Origin of the sequence: Paraburkholderia unamae, from assembly GCF_003268775.1 — a bacterium.
Taxonomy (GTDB): domain Bacteria; phylum Pseudomonadota; class Gammaproteobacteria; order Burkholderiales; family Burkholderiaceae; genus Paraburkholderia; species Paraburkholderia unamae.
Window position 1 is genome coordinate 528,258 of the sequence record NZ_QLSU01000002.1, and the last position, 20,541, is coordinate 548,798.

22 protein-coding genes are annotated in these 20,541 nt (G+C 67.6%); 18 read left to right on the top strand and 4 right to left on the bottom strand.

The features are described from left to right. The first annotated feature begins 15 nt into the window (after positions 1-15). The 5 genes from C7401_RS05045 to rfaE2 all read left to right on the top strand — a co-directional run bounded on the left by C7401_RS05045 (position 16) and on the right by rfaE2 (position 5,125). Complete coding sequence (locus C7401_RS05045) at positions 16-840, top strand: enoyl-CoA hydratase/isomerase family protein (RefSeq protein WP_112170234.1); 825 nt, start codon at positions 16-18, stop codon at positions 838-840. A 159-nt stretch (positions 841-999) separates the two neighbouring features. Then, positions 1,000-1,758, top strand: a complete 759-nt coding sequence (locus C7401_RS05050; protein ID WP_112170235.1) for a PhaM family polyhydroxyalkanoate granule multifunctional regulatory protein — start codon at positions 1,000-1,002, stop codon at positions 1,756-1,758. A gap of 59 nt (positions 1,759-1,817) precedes the next feature. Then, positions 1,818-3,023 (top strand): patatin-like phospholipase family protein, encoded by a 1,206-nt coding sequence (locus tag C7401_RS05055; RefSeq protein WP_112170236.1) that lies wholly within the window; start codon positions 1,818-1,820, stop codon positions 3,021-3,023. Between the two features lie 565 nt (positions 3,024-3,588). Further along, complete coding sequence (locus C7401_RS05060; RefSeq protein ID WP_112170237.1) at positions 3,589-4,458, top strand: ferritin family protein; 870 nt, start codon at positions 3,589-3,591, stop codon at positions 4,456-4,458. Between the two features lie 175 nt (positions 4,459-4,633). Next, the gene (gene rfaE2 / locus C7401_RS05065) at positions 4,634-5,125 is read left to right on the top strand and encodes a D-glycero-beta-D-manno-heptose 1-phosphate adenylyltransferase (RefSeq protein WP_112170238.1); all 492 of its coding nucleotides are present in this window, start codon (positions 4,634-4,636) and stop codon (positions 5,123-5,125) included. 62 nt (positions 5,126-5,187) lie between these two features. Here rfaE2 and C7401_RS05070 read toward each other — a convergent pair whose 3' ends face one another. The 3 genes from C7401_RS05070 to C7401_RS05080 are packed head-to-tail and all read right to left on the bottom strand — an operon-like array spanning position 5,188 to position 7,176. Continuing rightward, positions 5,188-5,427, bottom strand: a complete 240-nt coding sequence (locus C7401_RS05070; RefSeq protein ID WP_112170239.1) for a hypothetical protein — start codon at positions 5,425-5,427, stop codon at positions 5,188-5,190. A 52-nt stretch (positions 5,428-5,479) separates the two neighbouring features. Further along, positions 5,480-6,268 (bottom strand): type III pantothenate kinase, encoded by a 789-nt coding sequence (locus C7401_RS05075; protein WP_112170240.1) that lies wholly within the window; start codon positions 6,266-6,268, stop codon positions 5,480-5,482. Continuing rightward, a complete protein-coding gene (locus C7401_RS05080; protein WP_112170241.1) occupies positions 6,265-7,176 on the bottom strand; it encodes a biotin--[acetyl-CoA-carboxylase] ligase in 912 nt (303 codons plus the stop codon). Before C7401_RS05080 ends, C7401_RS05075 begins: the two co-directional genes overlap by 4 nt. A gap of 352 nt (positions 7,177-7,528) precedes the next feature. Between C7401_RS05080 and C7401_RS05085 the strand changes: the two genes are divergently transcribed. From C7401_RS05085 to C7401_RS05130, 10 genes are all read left to right on the top strand, one after another. Continuing rightward, positions 7,529-8,662: an MlaE family ABC transporter permease gene (locus tag C7401_RS05085; RefSeq protein WP_112170242.1), complete on the top strand. Its 1,134-nt coding sequence runs from the start codon at positions 7,529-7,531 to the stop codon at positions 8,660-8,662. A 59-nt stretch (positions 8,663-8,721) separates the two neighbouring features. Next, positions 8,722-9,603 (top strand): ABC transporter ATP-binding protein, encoded by an 882-nt coding sequence (locus C7401_RS05090; protein WP_372460516.1) that lies wholly within the window; start codon positions 8,722-8,724, stop codon positions 9,601-9,603. A 49-nt stretch (positions 9,604-9,652) separates the two neighbouring features. Continuing rightward, entirely contained in the window at positions 9,653-10,630 is a 978-nt protein-coding gene (locus tag C7401_RS05095; RefSeq protein WP_112170243.1) for an MlaD family protein, read from the top strand. 47 nt (positions 10,631-10,677) lie between these two features. Continuing rightward, positions 10,678-11,346, top strand: coding sequence for an ABC-type transport auxiliary lipoprotein family protein (locus C7401_RS05100; protein ID WP_258396879.1), 669 nt, complete (start codon positions 10,678-10,680; stop codon positions 11,344-11,346). 69 nt (positions 11,347-11,415) lie between these two features. Further along, positions 11,416-12,756: a VanZ family protein gene (locus C7401_RS05105; RefSeq protein WP_258396881.1), complete on the top strand. Its 1,341-nt coding sequence runs from the start codon at positions 11,416-11,418 to the stop codon at positions 12,754-12,756. A gap of 149 nt (positions 12,757-12,905) precedes the next feature. Next, complete coding sequence (locus C7401_RS05110) at positions 12,906-13,232, top strand: (2Fe-2S) ferredoxin domain-containing protein (RefSeq protein ID WP_112170245.1); 327 nt, start codon at positions 12,906-12,908, stop codon at positions 13,230-13,232. Positions 13,233-13,309: 77 nt separating this feature from the next. Beyond that, entirely contained in the window at positions 13,310-13,942 is a 633-nt protein-coding gene (locus C7401_RS05115; RefSeq protein ID WP_112170246.1) for an alpha/beta hydrolase, read from the top strand. Between the two features lie 316 nt (positions 13,943-14,258). Continuing rightward, entirely contained in the window at positions 14,259-15,563 is a 1,305-nt protein-coding gene (locus C7401_RS05120) for a D-alanyl-D-alanine carboxypeptidase family protein (protein ID WP_181565490.1), read from the top strand. Next, entirely contained in the window at positions 15,563-16,555 is a 993-nt protein-coding gene (locus tag C7401_RS05125; RefSeq protein WP_112170247.1) for a D-amino acid aminotransferase, read from the top strand. Before C7401_RS05120 ends, C7401_RS05125 begins: the two co-directional genes overlap by 1 nt. 2 nt (positions 16,556-16,557) lie before the next feature. Further along, complete coding sequence (locus C7401_RS05130) at positions 16,558-16,860, top strand: DUF493 family protein (RefSeq protein WP_112170307.1); 303 nt, start codon at positions 16,558-16,560, stop codon at positions 16,858-16,860. Positions 16,861-16,966: 106 nt separating this feature from the next. Here the strand turns inward: C7401_RS05130 and C7401_RS05135 are convergent, their stop codons facing one another. Next, positions 16,967-17,944 carry a transcriptional regulator GcvA gene (locus C7401_RS05135; protein WP_112170248.1) on the bottom strand — a complete coding sequence of 326 codons (978 nt, stop codon included), beginning with the start codon at positions 17,942-17,944 and terminating at the stop codon, positions 16,967-16,969. A gap of 101 nt (positions 17,945-18,045) precedes the next feature. Here C7401_RS05135 and C7401_RS05140 point away from each other — a divergent pair, with 101 nt between their 5' ends. From C7401_RS05140 to lipA, 3 genes are all read left to right on the top strand, one after another. Next, entirely contained in the window at positions 18,046-18,372 is a 327-nt protein-coding gene (locus C7401_RS05140; RefSeq protein ID WP_112170249.1) for a DUF2917 domain-containing protein, read from the top strand. Between the two features lie 140 nt (positions 18,373-18,512). Continuing rightward, positions 18,513-19,373, top strand: coding sequence for a lipoyl(octanoyl) transferase LipB (gene lipB / locus C7401_RS05145; protein WP_112170250.1), 861 nt, complete (start codon positions 18,513-18,515; stop codon positions 19,371-19,373). A 13-nt stretch (positions 19,374-19,386) separates the two neighbouring features. Then, positions 19,387-20,400, top strand: a complete 1,014-nt coding sequence (gene lipA / locus C7401_RS05150; RefSeq protein WP_112170251.1) for a lipoyl synthase — start codon at positions 19,387-19,389, stop codon at positions 20,398-20,400. Positions 20,401-20,541: the final 141 nt, after the last annotated feature.

Here is a 20,541-nt window from a genome sequence, read left to right on the forward strand (position 1 = left end):
AAGGAGGGCCAGCCCATGAACGATCCTTTTTATGCCCATTACCACGCCCTGCGCGTGCGGCGGCACGAGCACGGCATCGTCGAGGTCGTGATGAGCGGCGAGGGTGCGAACAAGAGCGGCCTCGCGACCGCCGACGCCCACATGCACCGCGAGCTGGCCGAGATCTGGCGCGACGTGGACCGCGATCCCGATGCGCGCGTCGCCGTGATTCGCGGCGAGGGCAAGGGCTTTTCGGCGGGCGGCGATCTGCAACTCGTCGAGGACATGGCTACGCATTTCGATGTGCGCGCACGCGTGTGGCGCGAAGCGCGTGACCTCGTCTACAACGTGATCAACTGCGGCAAGCCCATCGTCTCGGCCATGCACGGTCCCGCCGTGGGCGCGGGGCTCGTGGCGGGCCTGCTCGCCGACATTTCGATCGCCACGAAAACGGCGCGCATCATCGACGGGCATACGCGCCTCGGCGTCGCGGCGGGCGACCACGCGGCCATCGTGTGGCCGCTCCTGTGCGGCATGGCGAAGGCGAAGTACTACCTGCTGCTGTGCGAGCCGGTGAGCGGCGAGGAGGCGGAGCGTATCGGCCTCGTCTCGCTCGCCGTGGACGAGAGCGACTTGCTGCCGAAGGCGTTCGAAGTGGCGAAGCGCCTCGCCAACGGTTCGCAAACCGCCGTGCGCTGGACCAAGTACGCGCTCAACAACTGGCTGCGCATGGCGGGGCCGAACTTCGACACGTCGCTCGCGCTCGAATTCATGGGCTTCGCCGGGCCCGACGTGCGCGAGGGCGTGCAGTCGCTGCGCGAGCGGCGCGCGCCGCAGTTTCCGGGCGGCGATCCGTTCTGATTGCCCGCGCGCGGCGGGCGTGGCGTCGCACGATGTTCACACGCCGCGCCGCCATGCGCGCGCTATCATCGAAGAAGCGGTTTGCGCGCGGCGCCGCGCGAGGCATGACGCGGCGCTCATACGCGCATCCGACCACTTACCAATGCGAGGGAGATCCGCATGACCGACCCAGCAGGCTCCATGCCGCCGTTCCCGGGCTTTCCCGGCTTTCCGCCCGCCGAGATGCTCGACCGCATGTGGGGGATGATGCGCCTCACGCCGTTCGGCAGCGCCTTTCCCGGCAGCGAGCCGGGCGTGGCGCAAGCCTTCGGCCCGTCGCTGTCGATGATGTCCGACATGATGACGCCGCTCACCAACATCGAGGAGCTCGACAAGCGCATCACCGATCTGCGCGCCGTCGAGCAATGGCTCAAGCTCAACCTCGGCATGCTGCAATCCGCCATCCAGGCGCTCGAAGTGCAGCGCGCCACGCTCTCCACGCTGCGCGCGTTCGGCGCGTTTGCGCAGGCGCAGATGAACCCGTCGCCGGCCGAATCCGAACCGGCGAAAGCGGGCTTCGCGCGCGAGCGGGCCGCCGAGCCCGAAGCCGCGAGCGCGGCCGACGCCCCCGACGGCTCGGCCTCCGCGCCGCCGGGCTTCGACGCGGCCTCGTGGTGGAACCTCGTGCAGGCGCAGTTCAACCAGCTCGCGCAATTCGCGATGGCGCAGCCCGCCGCCGCGGCGCAGGCTGCGCAGGCGGCCGCCGATGCGGTGAGCGAGGCGCAAACGCAGGGCGAGGCCGCCGCCGCAGCAGCAGCCGCGGCCGCAAAACGCAGCGGCAGCGGCACGGCCAAACGCAGCAGCAGTAGCAATACCGGCACCGGCACGCGCAGCAGCGCGCCGCGCGGGGCGAAGAAGGCGCCGGCGCAGCCGGAATAAGGCGCGCGGCGTCACGAAGAACCGTCCCGCGGGACGACAACACGGGGAGCGTCGGCGTCATGCGGCTTGCGCTCGTGATGATGGGCGGCGGCGCGCGCGCGGCTTACCAGGCCGGCGCGTTGCGCGCGCTTGCCGAGCTGGCCGCCGAGGCCGAGCCCGCGCGCCGCGCCATGCCCTTCACGGTGATCTGCGGCACCTCGGCGGGCGCGATCAACGCCACCTCGATCGCGAGCCACGCCGACCAGTTCGCGCACGGCGCGGCGCACCTCGTCGATGTCTGGTCGAACATGCGCGCCAACCAGGTCTATCGGACCGACTGGCCCGGCGTGGCGGCCGCGGGCGCGCGCTGGCTCGCCACGCTCGCATTCGGCTGGGCCGCCGGCAGCGTGGGCGCGCGTGCCGCGCCGCGCACGCTGTTCGACAGCACGCCGCTCGCGCAGATGCTGCCGCACACACTCAACTTCCACCGCATCGAGCAGATGCTCGACGAGCGCCTGCTGTATGCGCTCGCCGTCACGGCGCTGAGCTACTCGTCCGGGCGGCATGTCACGTTCTACCAGGCCTGCGAGCCGATCAGCGCATGGCGGCGCGCGCAGCGCACGGCGCGCATGGTCGCGCTCACGCCGAAGCACCTGCTCGCGTCGGCGGCCATTCCGTTCATGTTCCCGGCCGTGCGCCTCGAACTCGACGGCCGCCACGAATACTTCGGTGACGGCTCGATTCGCCAGATCGCGCCGCTTTCGCCCGCCATCCATTTCGGCGCGGGGCGCATTGTCGTGCTGGGCGCGGCGGCACCCACGCCCGAGGTGCCCGCCGCGCGCCCCGACATCGACGTGTATCCGACGCTCGCGCAAATCGGCCAGCAGGTGCTCGCGAGCGTGTTCCTCGATTCGCTTGGCGCGGACATCGAGCGCATCGAGCACGTCAATCGCATGGTGTTGCAGCTGCCGCACACGGTGGCGCCCGAAAGCGGCTGGCGGCACGTGGATGTGCTCGCGATCGCGCCGAGCGAGCGCATCGAGTTGATCGCCGCGCGCCATCTCCAGCAGTTGCCGCGCTCGGTGCGTATGCTGCTCGGCGCGGTGGGCGGCAATCGCGCGTCGGGCGCGGCGTTCGCGAGCTATTTGCTGTTCGAGCGGGAGTTCACGCGCGAGTTGATTGAGTTGGGTTATCGAGATGCGCAAGCGCAACGCGAAGTTCTTTTGACGTGGCTCAAAGCTCCAACGGACGGCGCAGCGATGGATTTGGGGCTGCTCCGGAAGTGAAAGACCGGCATGCTATTATTGTGTAAGGTTTTTCTGGTCAATTTGACGGAGTGTCAGGGGCGTCACGCGCTTCGCAGCGCGGGTTCCACGGCATTCACGGGCGCAGTGCTGGCCCGCCGGAAAAGCCGCCGGCAAGATGTGGCGGACGGGGCAGTCAGTGTGTTGGGCGGAATTTGGCCAGCTTTTGGCATGCATGCGGCATTCTGTCGCATCGCCCGACAAAGACGCCACAGGCCTTGCGGGAACGCCGGGCGCGCCGTGCCAAAAGCGCGGCGAACGGCCGGCAAGACACGCGGTTATCGGCAGTGATCAGCAGTTTCAGGCAGCCGGGTTCGAGGCACGGAGCAGCTACCCAGAATCCACGACGGCGCCTTTCATTCCGGTTGGCTGGATTGTCGTGGGGCAACGCCGAATGCGTTGCCCGTTCGTACGATTGCGTCCAGGGGGCCGGATACCGCGTAAAATTAAATGCTTTTTTGCCAGCGCGCCGCGTCATGAGACGCGGATCCCGCGGCACGCTACGAATTCGTCATGCGCGCGTTTTGCGCAGATCAGGGGCGGGACTATGAACACGATGCTTTATCCGGAACTTTACAAATCGCTCGAATCGGTCCGTTGGGACATGGAAAAGGACATTCCCTGGGACAAGTTCGACGCGTCGCTCCTTACCGACGAGCAGGCCGCGACCATCAAGATGAACGCGATCACCGAGTGGTCGGCGTTGCCCGCGACGGAAATGTTCCTGCGCGACAACCACCACGACAGCGACTTCTCGGCGTTCATGAGCGTGTGGTTCTTCGAAGAGCAGAAGCATTCGCTCGTGCTCATGGAATACCTGCGCCGCTTCAAGCCGGAAATGGTGCCGACCGAGGAAGAGCTGCACGCCGTGCGCTTCGAGTTCGATCCGGCGCCGCCGCTCGAAACGCTCATGCTGCACTTCTGCGGCGAAATCCGCTTGAATCACTGGTATCGCCGCGCTGCCGAATGGCACACGGAGCCGGTCATCAAGGCGATCTACGAAACGATTTCGCGCGATGAAGCGCGCCATGGCGGCGCGTACCTGCGCTACATGAAGAAGGCGCTCAACAATTTCGGCGACGTCGCGCGCGCGGCGTTCGCGAAGATCGGCGTGCTGATGGCCTCGGCGCGCCGCACCGAGAAGCCGCTGCACCCCACGAACCTGCACGTGAACCAGGCGCTGTTCCCGCGCGACACGGTGCAGTCGCGCCTGCCCGACCCGGAATGGCTCGAGCGCTGGCTCGACGAGCAGATCCGTTTCGACGACGGCTGGGAAAAGAAAGTGATCGAGCGCATTCTGCACAACCTCTCGATCCTGTTCGAACGCACGTTCAACACGGCGCAGGAACTGAACCGCTATCGCAAGGAAGTGGTTCAGCGCCTGCAAGCCGAGCAGGGCACGCAGCAGCCGGCCTGACGCGCCAGCACAACTCGCGTGCGCGCCGCTTCGTGCCCCATTGGCGGCGCGGTGCGCGCAGGACGGCCCGTAGCGCTTTTCGCGTGACGGGCCGTTTTCATTGGTGCTTTCCACTCGCGTGCCGGTCAGTGGCTTGACTGATCCTGATCGGCGCCTTTTATCCGAGCCTCATTCCATGCCCGCTACTTTCGAACGCAAGATCACGACCCGCGAAGCGCTCGCGCAACTGCGCGCCTCGCTGCCCGGCCCGGTGGTGTTCACCAACGGCGTATTCGACATCCTGCACCGCGGGCACGTCACCTATCTCGCCGACGCGAAGGCGCTCGGCGCCACGCTGATCGTGGGCGTGAACAGCGACGCTTCGGTGAAGATGCTCGGCAAGGGCGACGACCGCCCCATCAACAACGAGAACGACCGCATGGCGCTGCTGGCGGCGCTGGAAAGCGTGGACTGGGTGGTGCAGTTCGGCGAGCGCACGCCGATCGAGCTGATCGAGGCCGTGCATCCGGACATTCTCGTGAAGGGCGGCGACTACGACATGGACGCGCTGCCCGAGTCGGCCGTGGTGCGCGGCTGGGGCGGGCGCGCGCTCGCGATTGCGTTCGAGCACGACCGCTCCACCACGAAGCTGCTCCAGAAGGTGCGGGCGCAGGAAGGCGCGAAGTAAGTTTCGAAGTCGAGCCGCCCGGCTGCGGCTCAACTGGGGCTCAACTACCTCTCAACTGCGGCTTACTGCGCGAGGCTCGACGCCTGCACGGCCGGGTCCGCCACCGGGCCGCCCACGGTCGGCAGGTCCGCCGATTCGGAGGGCCGGATCGCCTTCACCACGAGCCGCTCAGGGTGGATCTGCCGGTTCAGGTGCTGGGTTTCGCGCGAGCCCGACGCGGGCGTCGGGCCGAACATGCCGCCAATTGCCGCGAAAGCCAGCAGGTTGGCAAGAATCAGGATGGCGAGCAGCCAGCGCAGCATCGTGTGAAGCTCCGTCGATTTCGTTTGTTCAGATCAGATCAAGGCGCGGCGCTCAGGACTGCGCCGCGATGAGCGCCAGCCCGGCGAGGACCAGCGCGTCGTGGCGAGTATGCGGCACCTTGAGCGCCGCTGTCACTTCCGCCGCTGCGCCGCCGCTCACCACGAGCCGTACCGGCATTTTCCACGCATCTTGCAAATCCGCCCAGGCGCGCTCGATGAGCGCCGCCTGCGCGAGCGCGCAGCCCGCCGAAATCGAGCTGCGCGTGTCGGTGGCGAAGGCGATGCCGGGGGGCGGCGCATCGGCCATGCCGCCCGCCACCACGGGCAGTTGCGCCGTGTGCTCGCCGAGCGAGCGCATCATGAGCGTGAAGCCCGGCGCGATCAGGCCGCCAACAAAGGTGCCGTCCGCGCGCAGCGCTTCGAGCGTGGTGGCCGTGCCGAAGGTTGCGATGAGGAGCGGCTCGCCCGGATACGCCGCGTGCGCGCCGATCATGCCGGCCCAGCGGTCGCTGCCGAGCGCGTCGGGCGTGGTGTAGCTGTTGGTCACGCCGCCCTGGCGCGCGCAGGCGCGCACGGCGGTGCGCGCGAGACCGGGCCAATGCGCTTCGACGAGCGCGTCGAGCCGTTCTCCCACGGCCGCGCCCGCGACGTTCGAGATCCATGCGCCGGAAGGCCGTGGCAGTCCCGGCCATGCTTCAGGGCAGGCTTGCGCGGCGTCGGCGCCTTCGTCGCGCACGTGGTCCATCGCGCCCGCATGCAGGCGCGACCCGTCCGGCGCGACCAGCGCCCATTTGATCCGGCTGTTGCCTGCGTCGATCAGCAGATATGGGCCGCGGCTCATGCGCCGCCGTCCGCGAGCCGCAGCGACACGTCACCGGTCGTGACGGTCTCGCGCCCGTTCGGCGTATCGAGGAGCAACTGGCCGCGCTCGTCCACGCCGGCCGCCTTGCCGCGCATCAGTTCCTTGCCTTGCTCGTAGAGGGCGACCTCGCGGCCCGCGTACGCATGGCACGCGTTCCAGCGCGCCTGGAAGGGCGCGAAGCCCGCCGCGCCGAAGCGTTGCAGCGCGTCTTCCAGCGCGTTGAGCTCGGCGGCGAGGGTGTCGGTGAGGTTGGCGTTCGGCCACGCGCGCGACAGTGCCGTGGGCGTCGTGCCTGGCACGGCGGCCACGCTGCCGCCCGCGGCGTTGAGCGCCTCGACTTTGGCGTTGAGCGTGTCTTCGCCGCGCACGTTCGTGCCGATGCCGATCACGACCGCCGTGGCGTCCGCCGTGCTCCAGGCCGTCTCCACGAGTATGCCCACCAGCTTGTCGCCTTCGAGCAGCACGTCGTTGGGCCACTTGAGCGCGATCTGGCCGGGCGCGGTCACAGGCAGCGTGCGCAGGCCGTCCACGAGCGCCGAGCCGATGGCGAGGCTCAGGCCCGCGAGCCCTTCGATCGGGCGCGGCAGCACGCAGCCAATCGAGAACAGCAGCGCGTCGCCGGGTTGCGCGACCCAGCTGCGGCCTCGCCGGCCGCGCCCCGCCGTTTGCAGGTAAGCCACGCGCACGATCGGGCGCGCCAGGGCGTCGCGCTTTTGCGGCAGCGCCTTCAGGCGCGTCATCAGGTCGGCGTTGGTCGAGCCGGTTTCCTCGACGATCTCGATGGGCCAGTCGTGCGCGGCCGGGCCGAACAGCGTGATCGCACGGTTGCGGTCGATGCGCCAGTCGCCGGCGCTCGGGGTATCGGGGGTGGGGGGCGTCGCGTTCATGTCTCGTATTGTAGTGGCTGGGGCGCGGGCAGCAGCGCCCGGCTTCGTTTGCCCCGGATTTCGCGCTCCGTGTGCCCGAAAAGTGAGCAATTCACAGGCAATCCACAGTTGGCTCACAGCTTATCCACGGAATCATCCACAGGTCGCGGCCATTCGCTCCCCAGGCGGATTGGCGCCCAATCTGCTTAACTCTTAGTCAATTCACAGCGTACCCACAGGGGATCCACACGTTATCCAGAGAGTTACCCACAGTCCGTTCGCCATTCGTTTGCCCGCAATGCGCGTTCGGGCCGCCGAAACGGGGCTCGTTCGCTACAATGTTTGCTCACCCCGATCCGTCGAGTGCACACCCTTGAATCAAGACACGCCGCCCGGCCTTGAAGTCACGGCCGGCACCCGCGGAAAAACCGTGCGCCTGTCCGGCCAGTGGACCGCGCTCGCGCTCGCGCGCGACCGCGACCAGGGGGGCGCGGCGACGCGTCTGCGCGCGCTCGCCGACGAGCACGTCGGCGAATGGGATCTCTCGGGCGTCGAGCGCATGGATCACGTGGGCGGCCAGGCGCTCTGGCGCATCTGGGGCCACAAGCTGCCGGCGGATCTCGTCGACCTCTCGCAGACGCAGCGCGACATCTTCGAGCGCATCGCGCTGCTCGATTCGGTGCGCGAGGCGCCCGAGCGCATTGTGCGCATCGATCCGATCACCCAGCTCGGCCTCGCAATCTTCTCGTTCTTCGACCACCTGTACGGCGGCATCTCGATGTTCGGGCGCGTGATCCTCGATCTGCTGCTCGTGCTGCGCAAGCCGAAGGTCACGCCCTGGATCGAGATTTCGGCGAACATTTACAACGCGGGCGCCCGCGCGCTGCCGATCACGGCGCTCGTCGCGTTCCTGATCGGCATCGTGCTGTCGTACCTCTCGGCGCAGCAATTGCGCCTCTTCGGCGCGAACCAGTTCATCGTCAATATTCTTGGCCTCGCGGTGATCCGCGAACTGGGGCCGGTGCTCTCGGCGATTCTCGTGGCGGGGCGCTCGGGCTCGGCCATCACGGCGCAGATCGGCGTGATGCGCGTGACCGAGGAACTCGATGCCATGCGCGTGATGGGCATCTCGCACGGCCTGCGCCTGATCCTGCCGCGCGTGATCGCGCTGGGCATCGCCATGCCGTTGCTCGTGATGTGGACCGACATCATTGCGTTGCTAGGCGGCGCAATCGCGGCGAAGATCGTGTTGGGCATCGACATTTCGTGGTTCTTCCGCTCGCTGCCCAGCGTCGTGCCGATCGCCAACCTGTGGATCGGTCTCGGCAAGGGGGTGGCGTTCGGCATGCTGGTGGCGATCGTGGGCTGTCATTTCGGCTTTCGCATCAAGGCGAATTCGCAGAGCCTGGGCGAGGGCACGACCACGTCGGTCGTCACGTCGATCACGATCGTGATCCTCGCCGACGCCGTGTTCGCGATCCTGTTCCAGAACGTGGGGCTGTCATGAGCACGACCGGCACGATTGGCACGATGAGCACGATTGCCGCGACGAAAACCACCGGCACGATCACCACGCCGCTCAAGGAGGTCGCGCAGGACCTGCCGCTGCCCGCCATCGGCGAGCCGGTGATCGAGGTGGAAAACCTCACGAAGCGCTATGGGCGCAACATCATCCACCAGCATCTGAACCTCGAGGTCCGGCGCGGCGAGATCGTCACGCTCGTGGGCGGCTCGGGTTCGGGCAAGACCACGCTCGTGCGCCAGATCCTCGGGCTCGAGCGGCCGACCTCGGGCACCATCAAGATGTTCGGCGAGAACATCTCGACCATCGACGCCGAACGCGCCCGCCTCATGCGCACGCGCACCGGCATGCTGTTCCAGCAAGGCGCGCTGTTCTCGTCGCTCACGGTGTTCGACAATATCGCGCAGCCGGTGCGCGAGCTCGGCAAGGTGCCGGCCGCGCTGATGCGCGACATCGTGATGCTCAAGCTCGAAATGGTCGGGCTGCCGTGCAAGCACGCTTCGAAAATGCCCGCCGCGCTCTCGGGCGGCATGATCAAGCGCGTGGGCCTTGCGCGCGCCATCGTGCTGGAGCCGGAACTGCTCTTTCTCGACGAACCGACGGCCGGGCTCGACCCGCGCTCCTCCGACGAAGTGGTGGAGCTCATCAGCACGCTGCACCGCGCGCTCGGCCTGACCGTCGTGCTGGTCACGCACGACCTCGACGCCATGGTCGCGCTTTCCACCCGTGTGGCCGTGCTGGCCGAGCGCAAGGTGCTGGTGGCCGCGCCCGTGGAGGAGGCGGCGTGCGTCGATCATCCGTTCATTCGCGAATATTTTCTGGGCATGCGCGGGCGCCGTGCGCTCCAGGCGCTGCCGCCCGAGCGGCGCGCGAAGCTGCCGCCGGCGGCGCTCGCCTCGGCGTCGGTGGGAGCGAGACCGTGCTAGGACACGCCATTTACCGGCGCGCCGCGGCCGCCAATGAAGGAATCTGACGATGGAAAACAAACCGCATGCGTTCTGGGCGGGCATGTTCACGATAGGCTTGCTGGTCGTGATCGGGCTGGCGGTCATCTTCTTCAGCGCCGACCGCGCGGTGCGCGTGCCGTACGACCTCATCTCGCGTTCCAGCGTGACGGGGCTGTCGCCGGACGCGGCGGTGCGCTATCGCGGTCTCGACGTGGGCAAGGTGCAGACGATCAATTTCGATCCCAAGCGGCCCGGCACGATCCGTATCCGCATCCTCGTCGACAAGCGGGCGCCCATGACGCGCTCGACCTACGGCACGCTCGCGCTCCAGGGCGTGACGGGCATCGCCTTCGTGCAGCTCGACGACAACGGCATCGACCTCTCGCCGCTGCATTCCTCGGAGGCGCATGTGGCCGAACTGCCGCTGCGGCCGGGTCTGCTCGACCAGCTCCAGCGCCGCGGCGACGCGCTGTTGCGCAAGCTCGACCGCATTGCGGGCGACATCGACGACATGCTCTCCGAAGACAACCGCAAGCAGGTGATGGCGGCCGTGAACAGCCTGCAACAGGCCGCGAGCAGCGTGAACGGGCTCGCCCAGCAGCTCGAGCCCACCACAAAGCAGTTGCCGGGAGCGGTGAGCGAGTTGCAGCGCACGCTGCACTCGACCAACACGCTCATCACGAGCATGAATCGCCCCGACGGCCCGTTCCAGACCAATCTGAACAAGGCCGGGACGGCGGCGGCCCAGGCGGGCCAGGCGCTCACTTCGATCGACGCCTCGATCCAGGATCTCTCGGCGCGCGTGGGCTACGACACGCTGCCGCGCGTCGATTCGCTGACCGACGACGTGCGCTCGGCCATGCGCTCCGTGGACCGCGCGGCGGGCACCTTCAGCAAGAGCCCGCGCAGCGTGCTGTTCGGCGGCGCGCCGCAGCCGGCGCCGGGGCCGGGCGAGCCGGGCTTCGTCTGGCCTGCCGCCTCAGGGTCGAATGCGGGGACGAAATGAGCCACATGCAAGCGCCGGAACCGCAAAGGATCCCCAAAGGAAACGCAATGTCACGCACACCACGCCTGCCACGATCGATGCAACGCGCCGTCCCGGTGCTCCGGGCGAGGTTCCAGGCCTTGCTGGCGGCGTTCGCGCTCGGCGTGCTGCTCACCGCGTGCGCGGGCAATGCGGGCTCGATCAACGACGTTCGCTACGACCTCGGGCTGCAAAGCGCGCAGGCGGCGCCCGCCGCCGCCGCGCCCGGCGCGAAGCCGCTGCTGAAGGTGCTGGCGGTCGTCGCGCCGCCGCCGCTCGACAACGACGGCATCGTCTACCGGATGGCCTTCGACTCGCAGCGCACGGCGCGCTACGCGGAGAGCCGCTGGGCGATGTCGCCCGCGCGGCTGCTCACGGAGCGCCTGCGCACGTCGCTCGGCGCACAGGCCACGGTGCTCTCGGGCGGCGACGCCGTGCAGGCGCCCATGCTCAAGGTCGAGCTGTACGAGTTCGAGCAGGTGTTCGAAAGCCCGACGCAAAGCTCGGGCGTGCTCTCCGCGCGCGCGACGCTCATGCAGGGCGGCAAGGTGCTGGCGCAACGCTCCTTCGCCACGCGCGCCCCGGCGAGCACGCCGGATGCGGCGGGCGGCGTACGCGCATTGCAGGCGGCCAGCGACGACTTCGTGAACCAGGTGGGCGCCTGGCTCGGCGGGCAGTCGCTCGTCAGGACGCCTTGATGGCGGCTCACCTGCGCGACGGCACGACGATGCGCGGCGCGACACCGGGGGCAAGGGCGGGATAGCGGCATGATCGACGCGGGACGGTTGTGGCTGCGGCTGCGCGCCCCGCACGGCGGGCGGCGCGGGATGGATGGCGGCGAGGGCGGTGGCGGCGAGCGCGAGGCCGGTGGCGAACCGGGCGACGTGAGCGATGCGGGCAATGTGAGCGATGTGAGCGATGCAAGTCATACGCGCGCGCCTCACACCGGCACCCGCGAGCCCCTGCCGCGCCAGGCCTCGACGCTCTCGCGCCAGTCGCTCGCGCTCTATACGGCGCTGATCGTCTACGGCTCGTGGTATCCCTTCTCCGGCTGGCGCTCGCTCGGCCTCAGTCCCTTCGCGTATCTCGGCGATCCGTGGCCGCGCTACTGGACCGTCTTCGACATCATCACCAACATTCTCGGCTACATGCCGTTCGGCGCGCTGATCGTGTTTGCCGTATGGCCGCGCTGGCGCGGGCCGGTCGCGGTGCTGCTCGCCACGGTCGCGGGCACGCTGCTCTCGAGCGTGATGGAAGCCGTGCAGACCTGGCTGCCCACGCGCGTCGCCTCCAATCTCGATCTCGCCTCGAATGCGCTTGGCGCGTTGCTCGGCGCCGTGCTCGCGGCGCCCGCCACCGGCGCGCTGCTCGAACGCGGCTTCCTGCGCCGCCTGCGCTTTCGCTGGTTCGAGCGCGACGCGGCCGTGCTGATGGTGCTCGGCGCCCTGTGGCCGTTCGCGACGATGTACCCCGCACCGCGCCTGTTCGGCATGGGCGACTGGCCGCGCGCGCTATGGCAGCGCCTGGACGTGTCGATGCAGGACGCCGTGATCGCCTGGACGCCCGCCGCCTGGCATCTGCGCTCGCTGCCGGACATGCTCGTCGCGCGCCTGCCCGACAGCGGCTGGGAGGCGCTCGTCGCGACGCTCAACCTGTTCGGCGCGGCGGCGTTCGCCACGCTCCCCATGCGCTCGCGCGCGCCGCGCGCGCGGCTGGTCGTCGCGCTCATCGCGACCACGCTCGCCGTCAAGGTGGGCGCGACCTTCCTCCAGTCGCAAAGCGGGCTCATCTTCGACTGGGCGACGCCGGGCGCGCTCGCGGGGCTCGTGTGGGGCACGCTCGCGGCGCTCCTCGCGCTGCGCCTGCCGCGCGGCGCGCGCGCGGCGGCGGCGACGCTCGCACTCGCGGTGGCTCTCGTGCTCGTGAACCTGCTGCCCGTGAACCCGTATTTCGATGTGGTGCTCGCGGACTGGCGCCAGGGCCGCTACTTGCACTTCAACGGCCTCGCACGCTGGCTCTCGTGGACATGGCCCTGGGCCGCGCTTGCGTGGACCGCGTTCTCGGTCGAGCGCGCCTGGCTCGCGCGGCGCGCGCGCGAAAGCGGGTGAGTCCACGCGGCGGAGCGCGCCTGAGCGTTCACGCCATGCTCGTTATAATCGAGCGCATCGCCGCGCACCCAACGCCATGCCTCAAGGCGGCCAGCACGCATTCAGCCTGGCCCGCTCTCACCGCAAGACACTCACCGGTACCCCACGCCATGACCGATTCGTTCTACAAGTACCACGTCTTTTTCTGCCTGAACCAGCGCGAACCCGGCGCGGACCGCCCGAGCTGCGCGAACTGCAACGCGCAAGGCATGCAGGAATACGCGAAAAAGCGCGTGAAGCAGCTTGGCCTCGCGGGGCCCGGCCAGGTGCGCATCAACAAGGCGGGCTGCCTCGACCGTTGCGAGGAAGGGCCGGTTGTCGTCGTGTATCCGGAAGGCACGTGGTACACGTATATCGACGAGAGCGACATCGATGAGATCGTCGTCTCGCATTTGCAGAACGGCCAGGTGGTCGAGCGCCTGAAGATCGATCGCTGATCCGCGCACAAGCAACGCCAACAAGCGCCAACCCGTACCGATCAGTAACCATCAGCACCCGTAAGGACTGCCGCACGATGAACGCCCAGACACAAAAATTCCAGATCGACGGTCCCGTCGGCAAGATCGAATGCGCGCTCGACGTGCCTGAAGCCGGCACGCCGTCGCGCGGCATTGCGCTCGTCGCGCATCCGCATCCGCTCTTTGGCGGCACGATGGACAACAAGGTCGCGCAAACGCTCGCGCGCACGCTCGTGCAGCTTGGCTATACCACCTATCGCTCGAACTTTCGCGGCGTGGGCGAAACCTCGGGCACGCACGACAACGGCATCGGCGAGCAGGACGATCTGCTCGAACTGCTCGCGTACATGCGCGCGCAACCGGGCCAGGCCGACGTGCCGCTCGTGCTCGCGGGCTTTTCGTTCGGCACCTTCGTGCTTTCGCACGTCGCGAAGCGCTATGTCGAAGGGGGCGGCGCGATCGAGCGCATGGTGTTCGTCGGCACGGCGGCGAGCCGCTGGGAAGTCGCGCCGGTGCGCGAAGACACGCTCGTGATCCACGGCGAACTCGACGACACGGTGCCGATTCTCTCGGTGTACGAATGGGCGCGCCCGCAGGAATTGCCGATCGTCGTGATTCCAGGGGCGGAACACTTCCTGCACCGCAAGCTGCATATCCTCAAGCGCATCATCGTTGAAGCCTGGCGATAAGTTTTGCGCTTCATCTGACTGACTCCGCTTGAAACTCCGCTGGACACTCGCCGCATCACGCATTTCAAGGGCCCGATGCAAGCCGTTCGTCATGCATCGTATGGCGGCAGAAATGCGTGAAAAATGCACGACAGGTATGCGCAAACGTGTGACATCGCGAAAATCCGCCGCGACGCGACGCGTATAATGGTCGCCATTTTTGTGCTTGCTGCGCCGCAACCGGTGCATGCGCGGCACGAGCAATCCGGCTCTCACAGACCGTGCGCCGCATGGCGCGCTACGTTCATCCCGTCCCCATTCAGCCCGACCTGAACCTATGCGTTTTCTCTCCTCCGGCCAACCGTCTTCTCTCGTTTCTTCCTCCATCGTTCGCAACGTCACGCTCGCAGCGCTCTTGCCCGCCACGCTTCTGGCGAGCGCAGGCACGTTCGCCCGCACGCCCGCCCACACTGCGGGCGTGAAAGTGCAGGCGCAGCCGCAAGCCGAAGTGGCGGTCGGCACGCCTGCGGACAACGTGCTCGGCGGCCTGCCGCCTCCGGGCGTGAATGCGCGCTCGTGGGTGCTCGTCGACGCGACCGCCAACCAGGTGCTCGCCTCCGGCAATGCCGATGAGCGCGTCGAGCCTGCGTCGCTCACGAAGCTCATGACCGCGTACCTCGTGTTCGAGGCGCTGCAATCGAAGAAGATCACGATGGATCAGATCGTCACGCCGAGCGAAGCCGTGCGCCGCGTGAAGAACGACGAGTCGCGCATGTTCATCGAAGCGAACAAGCCGGTGTCGGTGCACGACCTCGTGTACGGCATGATCATCCAGTCGGGCAACGACGCGGCCATCGCGCTCGCCGAACTGGTGGGCGGCAGCGAGGCGAACTTCGTCAACATGATGAACGCCGAAGCGCAGAAGCTCGGCATGGCGCATACGCACTTCGCCGACGTGAACGGCATGCCCGACCCGAATCACTACACGACGGCCGGCGACCTCGCCCGGCTCTCCGCGCGTCTGATTCGCGACTATCCCGAGTACTACAACATCTTCTCGGTGAAGGAGTTCAAGTACAACAACATCAAGCAGCCCAACCGCAACCGCCTGCTGTGGATCGACCCGACCGTCGACGGCCTGAAGACCGGCCACACCCAGGCCGCGGGCTACTGCCTGATCGCTTCGGCCAAGCGGCCGCTCGCGGGCGGGGGCGAGCGCCGTCTCGTCTCGGTGATGATGGGCGAGCAGAAGGAACACGACCGCGTGCAGGACAGCCTGAAGATGCTGAACTACGGCTATAGCGCGTACGACACCACGCGCATCTATCAGGCGAACCAGGCCGTGGCCACGCCGCGCGTGTACAAGGGCACGCTCGACGCCGTGAAGGTCGGCGTGCAGAAGGACCAGTTCGTGACGCTGCCCAAGGGCGCCGCCGACAAGGCCAAGCCGCAGGTCGAACTCACCAGCCCGCTGATCGCGCCGCTCACGCTCGGCCAGCAGGTCGGCACGGCGAAGTTCGTGGGCGCGGACGGCAAGGTGCTCGCGCAGGTTCCGATGGTCGCGCTCGAAGCGGTGCCGCAGGCAGGCATCGTCGGCCGCGTGTGGGATTCGCTCATGCTGATGGTCAACAAGAAGAAGTGATGACGGCGGCTCATGGCGCAGCGCCGGCTGTGGCGGGGGCGGGGAGTGAAACCGCCGAGCCGCTCGTCTGGCTCAACGGCGAACTCACGCCGCTTTCCGAAGCGCGCATTCCCGTGCTCGATCGCGGCTTCATCTTCGGTGACGGCATTTACGAGGTCGTGCCCGTGTATGCGCTCGCCGTGGATGAGGGCAAGGTGCGCGTGCCGTTTCGCATCGCGCAGCATCTCGCGCGGCTGAAGCGCTCGCTTGAGAAGGTCGGCATTGCGAATCCGTTCGACGAGGCGGGCTGGCGCGCGCTGGTGGCGCGCCTGATCGAGGCGAACGAAGCGGCGGGTGCGCTCGCGCGCGATGCCCACGCCAATGTCTACGTGCAGGTCACGCGCGGCGTCGCGCCGCGCGGCCATGCGTTCCCGGCGGCGGCCACGCCCACGGTGTTCGCCATGGTCAATCCGCTCAAGCTGCCCACCGCTGCGCAGCGTGAAGCGGGCGTGCGCTGCGTGAGCGCCGAGGACAAGCGCTGGCTCAATTGCGACATCAAGTCGACCTCGCTGCTCGGTAACGTGCTGATGGCGCAACACGCGGCGGAGCACGACGCGTTCGAGACGATCCAGTTGCGCGACGGCTTCGTGACCGAGGCTTCGTCGGCGAACGTGTGGGTCGTGAAGGACGGCGCGCTTTTTGCGCCGCCGCGCAGCAACCGGATTCTCGAAGGCATTCGCTATGGCCTGATCGAAGAACTGGCCGAGGCGTGCGGCGTGCGGTTCACGGCGCGTGAAGTGAGCGAGGCCGAACTGCGCGCAGCCGACGAGATTCTCGTGACCTCGGCAACGAAGGAAGTGCTGGCGGTCGTCGCGCTCGACGGCAAGCCGGTGGGCGGCGGCAAGCCGGGCCCGGTCTATGCCGCGCTCTACGCCGCTTACCAGCGCGCGAAGCAACGCGAGGCGCAGGCGCTGTGCGCGCCGGCCGCCGAGCTACAGGAAGTGGAGAAATGAAGATGACCCAGACAGGCAAACCCGGCACCCCCGGCAACCCCGAAGCGAAAGAATCGCTGATCGAATTCCCCTGCGATTTCCCCATCAAGGTGATGGGCAAGACGCACCCCGAGTTCCAGGACACCATCGTGACGGTGCTGCGCGAATTCGACGGCGGCTTCGACGCCACGACCATCGAGTCGCGCCCGTCGAGCGGCGGCAACTACACGGGCCTGACCGTGACGGTGCGCGCCACGAGCCAGGTGCATCTCGACGACATGTACCGCGCGCTCACCGGGCATCCGATGGTGAAGATCGTGCTGTAAACGCCGGCGTTTCGCAGGCAGAGACGGGAACGACGAGGGCCGCCATGCGCGGCCCTCGTCGCATTTGCAGTATTCGCTTTGCGGTATTCGTATTGCGGCCTGCGTTTCAGGGCACGTCGCCCACGCGGGCGCGTTGCGCGGCGGCGGCGGCCGTCATCAGCGGGCCGGCCTCGCAGGCGTCCTCGTAAAGCCGCCGAAAGCGCGCGACTTCGTCGAATACCCAGTCGCGGAATGCCTGCACGCGCTCCGTCTGCATGCGCTGCGGCGGGCAGATGAAGTAGTAGCGCCACGGGCTCGGCCCGTCGATGTCCTTGCACAGGCGCACGAGGCGCCCGAGCGTGATTTCGTGCATGGCGAGCGAACGGCGCACGAGCGCGATGCCCTGGCGGTCCATGGCCGCTTGCAGCAGGTTCGACGAGTCCTGGTAGAGCACGCCGCGCTTCGGTTCGGGCAGGTCCTGGAGGCCCGCCGCGTCGAACCAGGGGCGCCAGAGCTCGTCGTCCGAGCGCAGGAGCGGCAGCTTCGCGAGTTCGCGCGGGTCGGTGGGCAGCTTGCCGCCGTTGAAGTCGGGCGAGCAGGCGGGAAAGAAGATCTCGTCGAGCAGCAGCTCGGCGTGCAGCCCCGGATAGTGGCCGTAGCCAAAGCGGATGGCGACGTCGACATCGTCGCGCGCGAAGTCGGTGAGCGAATTCGTGGATTGCAGCTCGACGTCCCATTGCGGATGCGCCTCGATGAAGCGGCCGATGCGCGGCGTGACCCAGCGCGCCGCGAACGACGAGAGCATCGAGACCACCAGCCGCCGGTCGCGGTCGCCCGCGCGAATTTCCTGGGTGGCGTGCGCAAGCTGGTTGAGCGCCTCGCGCACCTGGCCCGCGTAGCGGCGGCCGGTGTCGGTCACGCGCACGCGCTTGCCGTCGCGCGCGAACAGCGCCACGCCCAGCTCCGCTTCGAGCGCGCGAATCTGGTGGCTTACGGCGCCGTGCGTGACGAAGAGCTCGTCGGCGGCGCGCGAGAAGCTTTCGTGGCGGGCGGCGGCCTCGAAGGCCTTGAGCGCATTCAGCGCGGGGAGCTGGCGCAGGTCCATATCGTATTTTTTCTCACATAGCCGTGAAAATTGATCGTTTTGCTCGACCCCTTATGGCATCTACGATTGTAGCCATCGGAGCAGGTCATTCGGAGTCGAAAATGAGAGAAATTTCTTCGGATATCACGTTTGAAGTGGCAGCCGCTCAAATGGCGTCGGTGCGCGTCACGCGCAGCACCCGGCTCACCGTGAAGTGCGGCACCGTGTGGGTCACGCGCAGCGACGACACCGCCGATTACTGGCTCGAACCCGGCCACACGCTGCGGTTGCGGCGCGGCGAGCGCCTGTGGATCGGCGCGGAAGGCGGGGCTGCCGCGTGGGTGGGGTTCGCGGCGCCCGCACGTCTGGGCGAGCGCGTGGTGGATTGGGCCGCGCGCGCCGCACAGCGGGCGGGCGTTCACATCGGCGACGGCTGGCGCACCGTTTGAGCTTGCGCGCGGTGGTTCGATAACGGCGGCGGCGGGAGGGCAACCCGCCGCCGCCGTTTTTCGTGATTATTCAAGGCTATGCAGGGTTATTCGCGGCATGCCCGGCGCGCTTGTCCCGAATTCGGTAAACTCCCGAAATCATGTGCGCCACCCCGGTTTCATCTCCACAAACTTCTTCCGACCCCGGCTTGCCGGCGGCCGCATTGCAAACGGCAAATTCGCCCGTCGTCGTGCGCTGGCGCGGCAACGAGGCGTATCAAGCGAGCTTCGACGCCATGCGCGCGTTCACGGCCGACCGTGACGCCGATACGTCCGACGAAATCTGGCTCGTCGAGCATCCGCCGGTGTTCACGCTGGGTCAGGCCGGCAAGCCCGAGCACCTGCTCGTGGCCGACAGCGGCATTCCGCTCGTGCAGATCGATCGCGGCGGCCAGATCACGTATCACGGGCCGGGCCAGGTGGTGGCGTATCTGCTGCTCGACTTGCGGCGCCGGAAGCTGATGGTGCGCGAGCTCGTCACGCTCATCGAGGACGCCGTGATCGAAACCCTGGCGGCGTATAATCTCGCCGGTGAGCGCAAGGCCGGCGCGCCCGGCATTTACGTGCCACAACACGCGAGCGGGGCGAGCGCGCTGCACGCGGGCGCGAAAGTCGCCGCCCTCGGCCTGAAGATCCGCAACGGCTGTAGCTATCACGGCGTGAGCCTGAACGTGTCGATGGATCTGGCGCCGTTTCTCGCCATCAATCCGTGCGGATACGCCGGGCTCGAAACCGTCGACATGGCGACGCTCGGCGTAGAAGCGAACTGGCGCGACGTGGCCGCGACGCTGGCGGCGCGGGTCGAGGCGAATCTCGCGGCGCACGCAGCAACACTTCTTTCGGCGGCCGAAGCGGCTGCCACAGACCCTTCAGCCGAAGCGGCTGGAGAGGAACCGGCCGTTTGCGCGGCCTCTGGCGGGGAACCGCCGCAACCGCAGGCTGGCGTTGCACCGGCGGCCTGACTGGATCGAAAGCATGACTGACATCACCGCGAACCCCGCGACGAATCCCGCAGCGAATCCGGCCGCAAGCGCCGCCGACGCCGTTCCCTACGACGCCACCGCAAAGCAGAAGGCGCAGGCCAAGACCTCGCGCATTCCGATCAAGGTCATTCCCATCGAGAAGCTCAAGAAGCCCGAGTGGATCCGCGTGAAGGCGGCCACGGGCAATTCGCGCTTCTACGAGATCAAGAACATTCTGCGCGAGCACAACCTGCACACGGTGTGCGAGGAAGCGAGCTGCCCGAACATCGGCGAATGCTTCGGCAAGGGCACCGCGACGTTCATGATCATGGGCGACAAGTGCACGCGCCGCTGCCCGTTCTGCGACGTCGGCCACGGCCGTCCCGATCCGCTCGACGCCGACGAACCGGCCAACCTCGCACGCACCATCGGCGCGCTCAAGCTCAAGTACGTCGTGATCACGAGCGTGGACCGCGACGACCTGCGTGACGGCGGCGCCGGCCACTTCGTGGAGTGCATCCGTCAGGTGCGCGAGCAGTCGCCCGAAACGCGCATCGAGATTCTCACGCCGGACTTCCGCGGCCGTCTGGACCGCGCGATTTCGATCCTCAACGCCGCACCGCCTGACGTGATGAATCACAACCTCGAAACGGTGCCGCGCCTGTACAAGGAAGCGCGCCCGGGTTCGGACTACGCGCACTCGCTCAAGCTGCTCAAGGACTTCAAGGCGCTGCATCCCGATGTCGCGACGAAGTCGGGCCTGATGGTCGGCCTTGGCGAAACGCCGGAAGAGATTCTTCAGGTCATGCGCGACCTGCGCGCGCACGACGTCGACATGCTGACGATCGGCCAGTACCTCCAGCCTTCCGAGCATCACCTGCCGGTACGCGAATACGTGCATCCCGACACGTTCAAGATGTACGAGGAAGAGGCGTACAAGATGGGCTTCACGCACGCGGCCGTTGGCGCGATGGTGCGTTCGAGCTATCACGCCGACGTACAGGCGCATGGGGCGGGCGTGGTGTAAGCCAACCCGCGCTTGCTTGCACGCATGCATCGAAAAGCCCGCTGAAAAGCGGGCTTTTTCGTTTCCTTTTTCGTTTCCTTCTTCGTTCCACGCCGCACTCGAACAGCGGAAGTCGCGCATCGGTCCCGCGCCCATCCACTT